This window comes from Bdellovibrio sp. SBM16 (assembly GCF_056175625.1).
Genome location: NZ_JBJKJG010000011.1, coordinates 1 through 12,168, shown reverse-complemented (window position 1 = coordinate 12,168; position 12,168 = coordinate 1). Strand labels below are relative to the sequence as shown.

Genomic DNA, 12,168 nt, shown 5'->3' with positions numbered 1-12,168 from the left:
TTAGTTTATTTCGACGACATGATCCAAGACTGCTTCACGGCATTTAAAGCCGCCGCCTTCGACATTTTTCTTCACGTTATTCAGAACAGATTCACAAGATGAGAAAAAAGTTGCCGAACTGACCACCTGAGAGTAGCCATCTTTAGAGTAGACAGTTTTACATTTACCATCATTTGATGAATATATGCGGATCCAACGCACATCACGCTGGCGCTCACACACCACGAACAGGTTATTTTTATCTGCAGCTAAAAGCTCAACAGAAGACAACACAAAGCTGATAAAGAATAAAGCATGACGCATATCATTCATTTTCGAAGTAAAATTTTGATTGGTCACTAAACAGAAGGGTCCAGCTGGACATTAACCGATTCTTGGTCAGATCAAGTCTGGGAAGGAGCTTCCCAGACTGTCGGTTATAAAACAATACATTCACCCTAGCGGATGACTCAAAAAGAACTACTTAGCTTTTGCTGCAGCTTTTTTAGTAGTTTTTTTCTCAGCTTTAGCAGCTTTTGCTTTAGCTTCTACAAGTTTCACGTTTGAGTAATCGATGAAACCTTCTTTTTTAAGAAGACCGTCTTTTTTATCATAGTGAGTTTGTACTTTAACGCCTTCAACTTTGATTTTCATAGCTGTAGGGCTAACTGCTAATACAGTACCTTTTTTGCCTTTATCGCTGCCTGCGATAACTTGTACTTTGTCGCCTTTTTTGATTTTTAATTTTAACATATATAGTCCCTATATTACGCTTTTTTAGCTTTGTTCATTTTACGACGGATACGAGCTTTAACGTCTAAAGCGCGTTGTGATAAAACAGAATCACATTGGTTTAAGATGTACTTATCAAATCCACCTGTGTGTTCCATGTCACGGATAGTGCTAGTTGCCATATAAAGGCGCACCATCTGGTTCAAAGTCTTGCTAAATATGCGTTTTCTTTGCACATTTGGCATAGCCGTCGATTTAGTCTTGATATTCGAGTGGCTCACTAAATTTTTAACTACTGGCGATTTGCCTGATAATTCACAACGGCTCATTTATTACTCCTAATTTTTTAACCTTGAGTACAAAAAGTACTTCCAAAACCGAGTTTTCTGGTATATTCAGTTATTCTTCAATTGGCAAGAGGTTTAAATGGAAAAAGAAAATAACGGCAAAGAAAACCGTAAAACAGTTCGCAACAAATACCGCTCAGAATACTCTGGCGACCACGTTTTTGATTATAAAGATCCAGCTTCTTTAAGCCGCTTTATCGCAGACGCTGGTAAAATCACTCCGGCTCGCATCTCTAAATTAAGCCTTTCTCAACAAAAGAAAGTTGCTGGGGCGATCAAAAAGGCACGTACTTTAGGCTTATTACCTAACGGTACAGACGCATACGATACAAGTTCACGTCCAGAACTTATCAATGCTGTTCCTTTTGAGTACTAGTATCTGATATAGTGAATTCTCACGTTTACAACCTGTTGTTGTAATCCCTTACGGCGCCTAAAAAGCGCCGTTTTTTTATTTTGCTCTACGAGCGTCTATAATGTTCGTTACGAAATACACTAAGATCATCGCGACAAACAAAATATTTGAAAAGCTGTGGAGCTGACGGCCTGACATGATCCCGAAAATCGAGATCTCTTCCAAGCGTTTTTCCCAGTTAAATACCCTGAATAAAAATATTGGCATTGCCGAGAGCAAAAAGAACAATCCACTCGCTGTCACCCGCGTCAGTCGCGACACTCCCGATGCTGTGCTTTTTCTTTCACGATAGATATTAAAAATCGGCAGCACCAGAAATCCCGCTCCCGCCACCAATCCGGCAAGCTTACGGTCCTGGACATACTTAAATATAAAAATTACACAGGGAATCCAAAGCAAAAGAAGCAGAAACTCCAAAGTAAACACCTTAGCTAGAGCACTCAACCATCCTATTTTTTGGAACTTTTCCGAAATCATGGATCCACCTCTTCTCAGATACAATATATCGTAAAGCCATGGCCCAGAGGTTGTCATCTGTTCTTGCAATATACCCCAGCAACAAGACGTTGCAGATAAGCACACGAAAAAAAACAGGGGGATAAAATGTTCAACTTACTACCGATCAAAACACAGCTGATGAGCTTACAGTTAGGCTTACGCGAGTTCGGCTTACAGCCGGTCGAGTGGCGAATCATCAAAAAATCTAAATCACGCTTTGTTATTCAGAGCACAACCGAATCGAATCTATATTTCGTGGGTGAAGTTAAAACCGATAACAGCAGACAATGGCGCTACATCCAACTGGCGGGTCTATAATGACTACTGATAAAGATCACAGCGCAACGAAAACAAACTACGTTCGTAAACCTCATCCTCTTTTAGAGTTCCTGTTGGATTGGTTGTCGACTGAAGCGCACGAGGGCGAGCAATCTCAGCTCGTTTTTCCACTGGCAGGCTCTCTGGCCAGCGATCCGGATACTCGCGATACACAGACGCACGCAAAGATTTATATTCATCGAGACTGGTCAACTGCACTAAGGCGTTTTTAGCCCGGCAAAATCCGTAAACATCCCCTTCGGTCAGTGTTCCCAAGCGCTGACCGATTCCCTCTGGAGGTCTTTCGCCCCAGGCCACCAAGGCCATGACTTTCAGGCCCGTCGCCAACACATTGACGAGATTACTGTGTGTCTCTTTTAACTTCGGATAACACTTTGGTGAAATCACTCTGGCTGCGTCCGCAACCCGCTTGATACCTTTAAAGTAAGCCTCACAACTGCCCTGACTACTGCCTTGTGTGCACTCTTCCAGGGCGTAATTCAAAATCGAATACTGCGCGAGCTTTTTCGAGTTTCTGGCGCCCTTAAGAAAAACCTCTGTGTCGCGGGTAAAATTACTAACCTCTACCTCGCAACCGTCTGACAATGGATTTTGCGAAACTATAAAAGCCAACGCTCCCGCTAACACGAGAAACACCAGTAATGGGCGTGGCATATTTGCAATTGCATCATCTAACTTCGACATAGGTATTATTGTGACTAAAATTTCGCTTATGGTAAAGCCCAGATGTTAAGAAGAATTCGCATGACCCTTGTTTAATCTTGCGATCTAATGCTTCTATGGCGCAGACAAAAAGCTTAAATGCAGATGTGATCGAAAACCTAAGGGCACTCGGCGGAATAGAACTCTTGGTCGAACTGCATACTGTCTTTATGTCGTCCTCAACGGCATTGATCGCCGACATGCACGCAGCCATTGCCGCAAATGATCCGGAAACCTTACAGGAAAAAGCCCACAGTTTAAAATCAAGCTCAGGCAACATGGGGGCACTTCAACTCTCAGAGATATGCTTGCAATTAGAAAAAATGGGACAAGCAAAAAAATTAGATCAGGCCAAAGCCTTGAGCCAAACCTTAGACTACGAATTCAAACAGGTCAGTCTCGAGCTTGCCGAAATTGTTAATAATAGATAATAATACTTTGTCCTTTTTACATTTGCTTCACAGATATTTGCAAAAACTTTGACTGCCAAAGTCAATTACAGTCTCGTGACAAGCAGAATAAAAACTTTAATCCGTGAAAAAATTAAAATTAACGTGAATCATAAATTATTTTTATTTATAATTTAAGCATGTCTCAAAAAGTCACCTTGGCCGATTTAATAACACTCGGCAAACACCAAAGTCAGAAATGGGATTGGAATTGGTACACTCTGTTTATCACGTGGTTTTTTACCACTAACGAGAAGGCTACCCTCGATCAAAAACTGGATTACCTTTCCCACCTCTTGGACAACAACACTCAGTTTCGTGAAGTTTTCGTGCAGCGCTGGATGGTGTTCATCGAACATGTGCAACTTGATTCAATCTGGATACATACGTTCAGTGGTGAGTCGGACTCTTTTATTCAGGAACTAATCTGGGCCTTTAACCAAAAATTTCTATCATCACCGCCTCAGGGGTTCGAAGTTTCACATCTGGTCGATGAAGCCCTGCAACTGGATATTGAATTAGAAGATTACCGACATTTTGATACTTCCCGCTTAATCAAAATACTTTCATTTTTTCCAGACGATAAAATTTCTTTTCTGTATTCAGAGACTCAAGCCTCACTGGTCCGGGCGATATATATTCTTTCCAGCAAGAATATGTCTGACATTTATTCGTCAATTTTCAAGATGCAGTCATCGGAGAAGTTTTCTTCAGATTTCGTAAAGGTACTGCAGGTGGTTAATCTGTCCGAAATTAAGGATATTCCGGCATTAAAACAGTTAAACGCCAACAATCTGGCGATGATCGAAAAAACAATCGAAAATTTTCGTGAAACCGGCGTAAGCCTTAACTCGCTTTTCCGCATTAAAAAAATCAAATCCCGAATTCAGAGAATTGATCACCTCATCAGGTTATATGAAGGCTTTAACTTAAAATCACTGGTACCTATCCTTGCTGAAAGAAAAAACTTTTATTCGTTAAAATTCCAGTTTTTTCATTATAGCAGTCAGTTGATCGAAGTAGTGTCCCTGACCAGTGCCGAAACTGGAGATCACTATGTTGGACGTACCCGACAGGCCGTGACTAATTTATTTTACAGTGCCTGCGGCGGTGGCTTCATTACCGGCTTTACCGTAGTTATTAAGACATTATCCTCGTACTTATCCGTGGCCCCGTTTTTTATGGGATTTCTGCACGGGTTAAGTTATGCGATCAGCTTCATCGCCATTTACCTGTTAGGTTTTTCACTGGCGACGAAGCAGCCCGCAGCTATTGCTGCGCATTTAACTTATCAATGGCAAAAGCTCACCAAAGCCCAGATTCTTGATGAGATCGATGCGGTCTTTAAGTCGCAATTCTGGGCGGTGTTAGGCAATGTAGGCCTTGTCATACCGACAGTACTTATCTTTTCTTATTTATCAACTTTAGCCTTTGGCCAGAACTTTATGACACCCGAAAAAGCTCAGGCGCAGATCGCTTCGATGTCGGTTTTTAGTTTTACGCCATTCTATGCTTTTTTAACCGGATATTTTTTATGGTTTTCGACATTTGTTTCGGGCGCGGCGGATAACTTTTTCCGAGTTTATAAATTCGACGAGCTTATTTTAAGTTCCCCGAAAGTATTGTCATTTCTTTCGCCGGCAAAAAAACGTAAATGGGCCATGTTTTTAAAAAATAACTTCGGGGCACTTTGCGGTAATGCCGTCCTGGGTTTTATCCTGGGTATCGTGCCTGTATTCGGAGACTTTCTTGGTTTACCGATTGATGTCCGTCACGTCACCCTATCCTCGGGTAATATCGCTGCGGCGATTTACACCCTGGGATTAGATGTGTTTTCTCATCTTGAAATTTACCTCGCTATTTTAGGCGTGATTGCAACCGGGCTATTGAACCTGTCAGTGTCGTTTATTATTTCGTTACGCGTTGCCGAAAGCTCAAACACACTGAGTGAGAATGCCCTTGAACATACATACTCTAAAAGTTTGTTCGGCCTGTATTTACGTAAAAAATTGCGTTTAAGAAAATAATAATCACTGACCAAAAAAATCAGCCGCTAAGAAAAGTTAAAGAGACTCAAACTTAGTGCGATAGCATTTAACTGAAACGAATTACTTTTATCGTTTAGAGCCTATTTAAAATTTGCGAATAAGTAATTTGATTAAGCTTTTTTTCAATTTTACGAGAAAGTAAAATTGGTCGGGGCGGCGGGATTCGAACTCGCGACCCTCTGGTCCCAAACCAGATGCGCTACCAGACTGCGCTACGCCCCGACTGTTTGTAGAGGAACAAATTAATCCTTCTGGACTCGAATTGTCAAATCATTCGCTGTAAAAGCGCGGAAAAGACCAGAAAAAAATGAAGTCAGAGCCGATTTGTCAGCGAATGGGCTGGCGCTGCCGGCGTATTGCCGTTTAATACGGCTTTCCTGCCCTTAAAACGCAAAAAGGAGGCATGGAGCCTCCTTTTAGACAAAGTCACTATGGACCTAATTTTAAGCAATTTTCTTAATTTTATCCAGTTTGTCTTTCATCATGATGTTGTCACGCTTAAGTGCCGCCACCACCGAATTAAGTTCTACGATTTTACGGCGCAATGAATCGACCTCGTTAGGGTTACCTAACTGGATACCTGTTGAGGCCGCAGCTTCTTTGGCCACCTCATCTGCCGTGCGGTTTCCACCCGACGAACTACTGCCACCTTTTTCAAGTTTACTTTCAAACTCATCAGGAATTGCCAGATCTGGATCGATCTTATCAAATTTTAAAGTTCCAGAAGCAAATAACAAACGTGTTTCATTAATTACTTTCATCAAGCATGCAGAAATTTCGTTCGGCGCCGGCGATCCTTCTTTATACATTTGTTCGAACTTACGTCTTTCATTTGGGCCGAGCTTCGCGGCAAATTCATCAAATTTTTCCTGCGGCAAAGATTTTAAAGCTGTACCGAATGCCAGTGGATTTACTTGAGCCGTAATTTCCATAATTCCTTCAGGTTTCCATGAAAGAATTCTTTCAAAGCTAAGCATTTTAGCCTGAATTGCTTCGCCCCATTTCGGCGTTTCTTCATTTATGATTTTCATAAATTGTTCGCGCTTTTTAGGACCACAAGTTTCGATAACTTGTAATAATTGAATAAAACCACCGGATTTTTTGTATCTGTCTACCATTGCCATAGTGAATAAATGATCGGCTGTTGACTGGGTGAATTTGAATCTTTTTACTAAGATTTTTGAAGAATTGTTCACAAAGAAAAAGAGCGTCTCATGTTAAGACGCTCTTTGTTCGAATTTGGCTTAGTTTACGTAACGTATGTCAGCAATCTGTTTAGATTACTGCACTCCACCTGTGCTTGGGCAGTTGTACTTAACACGCACATTGATACCTTCTGAACCACGGTTAAAGACAATGTGATCGCCATTCCAAGTGTATGGAACCGTTGCTGTCGGATTATTTGCTACTTCTACAACCGGAGCTGCAGCCGGAGAACATTTTAAATTAAAACGTCTTGCTGAGTCTGCAACTTTCGCTGCCATATTATTGAAGTGATTTGAATAATTTGTCTGGCAAATATCAATGATTTGACCACGAGGTTGCGCGTTACCATCGATATCTTGCGAAGCTGACGCTGATAAAGCGGCATATTCAATACCTGGGTTGGCGCCAATAACGTAATTACCGCTTTGATCTTTGATTTCCTGGCCAGACGCTGTTCTAAATTGTGACTTTTGTGTTTGGGCACAAACCGCATCTTTTGTAATGATTGAGTTAAACTCCCAATATTTACCAGAATATTTGGTATTAATTAATGAAGTAAATGTTGAAGCACGGTCTTCGGCCGTAAAAGAACCTGAATTTCCGCTGCGCACATCTTCATTCGAGATCAAAATTACATTTAAGTGAGCATCATCGCGAACAAAATTGCCTGTATTGTTAGTTAAAACATGATTCGCCGTTAAAATACCACGCTCATCACCGGATGCACATTTGCTATTATAATTGTCTCTATAATATTGCGTGTTCTGAAAACTAGGACCATACGTGTGATACGAAGATTTAATAAAATTCTCGCAAGTCGTTGTTTCAGTTCTAACAATAGCACCATTAAATAAAGCTACGCGATTAGAATCACTCTTAGATAAGAACGTAGTTCCATTGCCAAACGAAACTAATGGTGTTGATGATAACGTTGTTGCGTCTGTTGTAGTCATCGCAATTTTATAATCAATTTCACGAGCATCAAGGCGCTCGATAAAACCACCAAAAGCTTGCGCCATTCGATGCTGAATCACAGACATAGAAGCTGAGTTATCATTAACAAATAAGATATCAACTTTTCCGGTTCCAACCTTATGTAATTCATCCCACTTCTGTGTACCGCTAGGATCAACCACACATCCCGCCGTGCAATCTGCATTTTTGGCAACTGCTGGAGAAAACTTAGTTGGGGAACAAGCTATAACTGAGCCCAAGGCCGACAACAAAAAGACATGAGCATAGTAAAGTTGTTTCAGTTTCATAGAACACCTCTACCTGACTTGTTACAAATAAAGTGCCCGTTAAACTTTTATTAAAATGAAATATAAAGGGGGTAGCTCAAAATGAGCCTGTCTAACGATTAGACATAGGCTCAAAAAGCGCATTGCAACCAAACAAAAAACAGATTTTGGGCAAAAAAAAACCCCGAATAGTTTCCTACTCGGGGTTTAAAAATAGAGCTGGCATCGTGCTACTCTCTCACACACTTACGCGTGCAATACCATCGCCGCAAGAGAGCTTAACTTCTGAGTTCGGAATGGGATCAGGTGTGACCTCTCTGCTATAGACACCAGCAAATTGTATTAATTGATTTTTAGCGATTATGTTAGATTCGAAATTTGGTCATTAAAGACCGAAGAATTATTTTAAAAAAGCCTCACGACCTATTAGTAAATATAAGCTGAATACATTACTGTAATTACACTTTATTCCTATCAACCTCGTAGTCTCCGAGGGGTCTTTAGGGGGCCGAAGCCCCAGAGAAATCTTATCTTGTAGTTAGCTTCCCGCTTAGATGCTTTCAGCGGTTATCTATTCCGTACATAGCTACCCTGCATTGCTCTTGGCAGAACAACAGGAACACCAGAGGTACGTCCATCCCGGTCCTCTCGTACTAAGGACAGGTCTACTCAAATTTCTTTCGCCCACAGAAGATAAGGACCAAACTGTCTCACGACGTTCTGAACCCAGCTCGCGTACCACTTTAATTGGCGAACAGCCAAACCCTTGGGACCTGCTCCAGCCCCAGGATGTGATGAGCCGACATCGAGGTGCCAAACTCCATCGTCGATATGGACTCTTGGATGGAATAAGCCTGTTATCCCCGGAGTACCTTTTATCCGTTGAGCGATGGCCCTTCCACGCGGGACCACCGGATCACTTTGGCCTGCTTTCGCACCTGCTCGACTTGTAAGTCTCGCAGTCAAGCCCCCTTATGCCAATGCACTCGACGCCTGGTTTCCAATCAGGCTGAGGGGACCATCGCGCGCCTCCGTTACTTTTTGGGAGGCGACCGCCCCAGTCAAACTGCCCACCAGACAGTGTCCCTCCCCTCGATAAAAGGGGCAGGTTAGATTTCAAAGTTTTCAAGGGTGGTATTTCAAGGACGCCTCCACCAGGTCTAGCGACCTGGCTTCAAAGGCTCCCACCTATCCTACACATGAAAACTCTAAAATCACTGTCAAGCTACAGTAAAGGTTCACGGGGTCTTTCCGTCTTTCTGCGGGTACCCGGCATTTTCACCGAGAATTCAATTTCGCGAGGCCCTTGGTTGAGACACCGGAGAAGTCGTTACGCCATTCGTGCAGGTCGGAACTTACCCGACAAGGAATTTCGCTACCTTAGGACCGTTATAGTTACGGCCGCCGTTTACTGGGGCTTCGATTCTCGGCTTCACTTGCGTTGACCAATCCTCTTAACCTTCCAGCACCGGGCAGGCGTCAGCACGTATACTTCGTCTTGAGACTTTGCACATGCCTGTGTTTTTGATAAACAGTCGCTACTCCCAACTCTCTGCGACCCCAAATGGCTTCAGGAGTAAATCCCTACACCTTCTGGGGCACACCTTTTCCCGAAGTTACGGTGTTAAGTTGCCGAGTTCCTTAACCAAGATTCACCTCATCGCCTTAGATTATTCATCCCACTCACCTGAGTCGGTTTACGGTACGGGTAATACATTAAAATATCGCAACTTTTCTTGAATGCATGGCTCGATACGCTTCCGGGATAAATCCCTCGCATTCAGCTCTCAGAGTTACGCCAGGCGTACTTAACTACCTGACCTCCTACAGCCTTACACCCCAATCCAATAAGGGGCCGTATGTACCTACACTGTCATTGCTATACCAATCATGTATCAGTTACGGAATATTAACCGTATGTCCATCGATTACGCCAATTGGCCTCATCTTAGGTCCCGACTAACCCTGGGAGGATTATCCTTGCCCAGGAACCCTTGAGTTTTCGGCGCCCAGGTTTTTCACCTGAGTTCAACGCTACTTATGTCAGCATGATCACTTCGAGTTCGTCCAGCTGTCCTCACGGTCAACCTTCAGCCTACACTCGAACGCTCCCCTACCCCTTGTATTGCTACAAAGCCATGGCTTCGGTAACATGCTTAGCCCCGTTATATCTTCCGCGCGGAGTCACTAGACTAGTGAGCTATTACGCTTTCTTTAAAGGATTGCTGCTTCTAAGCCAACCTCCTAGTTGTCACAGTAACTCTACAACGTTTTCCACTTAGCATGCATTTAGGGACCTTAGCCGATGGTCTGGGCTCTTTCCCTCTCGACGTATGACCTTATCACCCTACGTCTGCCTTCCAGGGTACATATCAACGGCATTCGGAGTTTATTTGGGTTTGGTAATCTGGTAAAGACCCCTAGCCCATTCAGTGCTCTACCTCCGTGATACAATTTACCTGAAGCTATACCTAAATATATTTCGGGGAGAACCAGCTATCACCCAGTTTGATTGGCCTTTCACCCCTAATCACAGCTCATCCAAAGGTTTTTCAACACCAACTAGTTCGGCCCTCCACGAGGTGTTACCCTCGCTTCAGCCTGGCCATGATTAGATCACTGGGTTTCGGGTCTATCCCTACAGACTAACGCCCTATTCAGACTCGCTTTCGCTACGGCTCCACCTTCAACGGCTTAACCTTGCCTGCAAAGATAACTCGCTGACTCATTATGCAAAAGGTACGCAGTCGACCACATAAGGGTCTTCTACTGCTTGTAGATATGCGGTTTCAGGTTCTATTTCACTCCCCTCTCGGGGTTCTTTTCACCTTTCCCTCACGGTACTTGTCCTCTATCGGTCACTGTTTAGTATTTAGCCTTGGAGGGTGGTCCCCCCAGATTCCCAGCGGATTTCACGTGTCCGGTGGTACTCAGGATACCAATAGGGCCGTTAACATTTTCGATTACAGGGCTATCACCTTGTTTTGCCACACTTTCCAGAGTGTTCATCTAATGTTAACAGGTCCCACATTATGGTCCTACAACCCCCAATTCAAAAATGAACTGGGTTTGGGCTATTACCCTTTCGCTCGCCACTACTCGGGTAATCTCGTTTGATTTATTTTCCAGATGGTACTGAGATGTTTCACTTCCCATCGTTTGCTTCTGCAACCTATGAATTCAGTTGCAGATTCCATTTAAGGAGGGTTTCCCCATTCAGAAATCTCCGGATCAAAGTGTGTGTGCCACTCCCCGAAGCTTATCGCAGCTTACCACGTCTTTCATCGCCTAACAGTGCCAAGGCATTCACCAGCATACCCTTAGTAGCTTTAAAATTATATATGAATCTAACCTCGCTAAAAATCAATTAATACAATCTACTGAAACTAGATCTTACGATCTTAATTTGTAAATTTAATTATTAGTCTACTGAACATCATCTTTACGATGTGTTTAGTATTTTAAAAACTCTACTATCGTTTCGAAATAAATTTCGAAGTTTCGTAGTTTACATATTCAATTGTCAAAGAACAAAAATTCTTTAGTTGGTGGGCCTGGGAAGACTCGAACTTCCGACCCCACGCTTATCAAGCGTGTGCTCTAACCAACTGAGCTACAGGCCCATGACCAGTAGTTCATTCAAAACTAAATAGCAATAAAAGATTTTGGGTTTGACCTAAGATTGGAAGTATTTACTCAAGTGTTAAACTTGTATACTTCGAAAATCCTTAGAAAGGAGGTGATCCAGCCGCAGGTTCCCCTACGGCTACCTTGTTACGACTTCACCCCAATCATCGACCTTACCTTGGGCGCCTACCTCCTTGCGGTTAGCACAGCGACTTCTGGTAAAACCAACTTTCATGGTGTGACGGGCGGTGTGTACAAGGCCCGGGAACGTATTCACCGCGGCATTCTGATCCGCGATTACTAGCGATTCCAACTTCATGTAGTCGAGTTGCAGACTACAATCTGAACTTAGATGGCTTTTAAGCGATTTGCTCCACCTCGCGGCTTTGCTTCGCTCTGTGACCACCATTGTAGCACGTGTGTAGCCCTAGGCATAAGGGCCATGAGGACTTGACGTCATCCCCACCTTCCTCCTGCTTAACGCAGGCAGTCCCTCTAGAGTGCCCAACTGAATGCTGGCAACTAAAGGTAAGGGTTGCGCTCGTTGCGGGACTTAACCCAACATCTCACGACACGAGCTGACGA

General features: G+C 43.2%; 11 protein-coding genes, 2 tRNA genes and 3 rRNA genes. 4 read left to right on the top strand and 12 right to left on the bottom strand.

All coding sequences use genetic code 11. From position 1 onward, the window contains the following. From AC04MM_RS11940 to rpmB, 3 genes are all read right to left on the bottom strand, one after another. Positions 1–312 (bottom strand): hypothetical protein, encoded by a 312-nt coding sequence (locus tag AC04MM_RS11940; protein ID WP_475380591.1) that lies wholly within the window; start codon positions 310–312, stop codon positions 1–3. 147 nt (positions 313–459) lie between these two features. Beyond that, positions 460–732, bottom strand: coding sequence for a 50S ribosomal protein L24 (gene rplX / locus AC04MM_RS11935; RefSeq protein ID WP_475380590.1), 273 nt, complete (start codon positions 730–732; stop codon positions 460–462). Between the two features lie 14 nt (positions 733–746). Beyond that, entirely contained in the window at positions 747–1,040 is a 294-nt protein-coding gene (rpmB, locus tag AC04MM_RS11930; RefSeq protein ID WP_475380589.1) for a 50S ribosomal protein L28, read from the bottom strand. Positions 1,041–1,137: 97 nt separating this feature from the next. On the opposite strand from rpmB, the gene rpsR reads away from it, so the two are divergent. Beyond that, the gene (gene rpsR, locus AC04MM_RS11925; RefSeq protein WP_475380588.1) at positions 1,138–1,434 is read left to right on the top strand and encodes a 30S ribosomal protein S18; all 297 of its coding nucleotides are present in this window, start codon (positions 1,138–1,140) and stop codon (positions 1,432–1,434) included. A 75-nt stretch (positions 1,435–1,509) separates the two neighbouring features. Here rpsR and AC04MM_RS11920 read toward each other — a convergent pair whose 3' ends face one another. After that, positions 1,510–1,950 carry a hypothetical protein gene (locus AC04MM_RS11920; protein ID WP_475380587.1) on the bottom strand — a complete coding sequence of 147 codons (441 nt, stop codon included), beginning with the start codon at positions 1,948–1,950 and terminating at the stop codon, positions 1,510–1,512. Positions 1,951–2,076: 126 nt separating this feature from the next. On the opposite strand from AC04MM_RS11920, the gene AC04MM_RS11915 reads away from it, so the two are divergent. Beyond that, positions 2,077–2,289, top strand: a complete 213-nt coding sequence (locus tag AC04MM_RS11915; RefSeq protein WP_475380586.1) for a hypothetical protein — start codon at positions 2,077–2,079, stop codon at positions 2,287–2,289. A 3-nt stretch (positions 2,290–2,292) separates the two neighbouring features. Here AC04MM_RS11915 and AC04MM_RS11910 read toward each other — a convergent pair whose 3' ends face one another. After that, the gene (locus tag AC04MM_RS11910; protein WP_475380585.1) at positions 2,293–2,994 is read right to left on the bottom strand and encodes a hypothetical protein; all 702 of its coding nucleotides are present in this window, start codon (positions 2,992–2,994) and stop codon (positions 2,293–2,295) included. Positions 2,995–3,089: 95 nt separating this feature from the next. On the opposite strand from AC04MM_RS11910, the gene AC04MM_RS11905 reads away from it, so the two are divergent. Both AC04MM_RS11905 and AC04MM_RS11900 read left to right on the top strand, forming a co-directional pair. Then, positions 3,090–3,443, top strand: coding sequence for an Hpt domain-containing protein (locus AC04MM_RS11905; protein WP_475380584.1), 354 nt, complete (start codon positions 3,090–3,092; stop codon positions 3,441–3,443). A gap of 158 nt (positions 3,444–3,601) precedes the next feature. Continuing rightward, positions 3,602–5,488 (top strand): hypothetical protein, encoded by a 1,887-nt coding sequence (locus AC04MM_RS11900; RefSeq protein ID WP_475380583.1) that lies wholly within the window; start codon positions 3,602–3,604, stop codon positions 5,486–5,488. Between the two features lie 166 nt (positions 5,489–5,654). Here the strand turns inward: AC04MM_RS11900 and AC04MM_RS11895 are convergent. The 7 genes from AC04MM_RS11895 to AC04MM_RS11865 form a co-directional block, all read right to left on the bottom strand. Next, positions 5,655–5,731: transfer RNA gene (locus tag AC04MM_RS11895), tRNA-Pro, on the bottom strand. A 221-nt stretch (positions 5,732–5,952) separates the two neighbouring features. After that, positions 5,953–6,705 (bottom strand): FliG C-terminal domain-containing protein, encoded by a 753-nt coding sequence (locus tag AC04MM_RS11890; RefSeq protein ID WP_475380582.1) that lies wholly within the window; start codon positions 6,703–6,705, stop codon positions 5,953–5,955. 84 nt (positions 6,706–6,789) lie between these two features. Continuing rightward, entirely contained in the window at positions 6,790–7,977 is a 1,188-nt protein-coding gene (locus AC04MM_RS11885) for a hypothetical protein (RefSeq protein ID WP_475380581.1), read from the bottom strand. 196 nt (positions 7,978–8,173) lie between these two features. Next, positions 8,174–8,290 (bottom strand): 5S ribosomal RNA (rrf, locus tag AC04MM_RS11880). Between the two features lie 71 nt (positions 8,291–8,361). After that, positions 8,362–11,290, bottom strand: a 23S ribosomal RNA gene (locus tag AC04MM_RS11875). 212 nt (positions 11,291–11,502) lie between these two features. Continuing rightward, a tRNA-Ile gene (locus AC04MM_RS11870) sits at positions 11,503–11,579 on the bottom strand. A 109-nt stretch (positions 11,580–11,688) separates the two neighbouring features. Continuing rightward, positions 11,689–12,168 (bottom strand): 16S ribosomal RNA (locus AC04MM_RS11865); the annotation flags it as partial.

Bases quoted from the DNA above. Each gene is read 5' to 3' on its own strand.
- AC04MM_RS11940 (WP_475380591.1), bottom strand. From the start codon at position 312: ATGAATGATATGCGTCATGCTTTATTCTTTATCAGCTTTGTGTTGTCT.
- rplX (WP_475380590.1), bottom strand. From the start codon at position 732: ATGTTAAAATTAAAAATCAAAAAAGGCGACAAAGTACAAGTTATCGCA.
- rpmB (WP_475380589.1), bottom strand. From the start codon at position 1,040: ATGAGCCGTTGTGAATTATCAGGCAAATCGCCAGTAGTTAAAAATTTA.
- rpsR (WP_475380588.1), top strand. From the start codon at position 1,138: ATGGAAAAAGAAAATAACGGCAAAGAAAACCGTAAAACAGTTCGCAAC.
- AC04MM_RS11920 (WP_475380587.1), bottom strand. From the start codon at position 1,950: ATGATTTCGGAAAAGTTCCAAAAAATAGGATGGTTGAGTGCTCTAGCT.
- AC04MM_RS11915 (WP_475380586.1), top strand. From the start codon at position 2,077: ATGTTCAACTTACTACCGATCAAAACACAGCTGATGAGCTTACAGTTA.
- AC04MM_RS11910 (WP_475380585.1), bottom strand. From the start codon at position 2,994: ATGTCGAAGTTAGATGATGCAATTGCAAATATGCCACGCCCATTACTG.
- AC04MM_RS11905 (WP_475380584.1), top strand. From the start codon at position 3,090: ATGGCGCAGACAAAAAGCTTAAATGCAGATGTGATCGAAAACCTAAGG.
- AC04MM_RS11900 (WP_475380583.1), top strand. From the start codon at position 3,602: ATGTCTCAAAAAGTCACCTTGGCCGATTTAATAACACTCGGCAAACAC.
- AC04MM_RS11885 (WP_475380581.1), bottom strand. From the start codon at position 7,977: ATGAAACTGAAACAACTTTACTATGCTCATGTCTTTTTGTTGTCGGCC.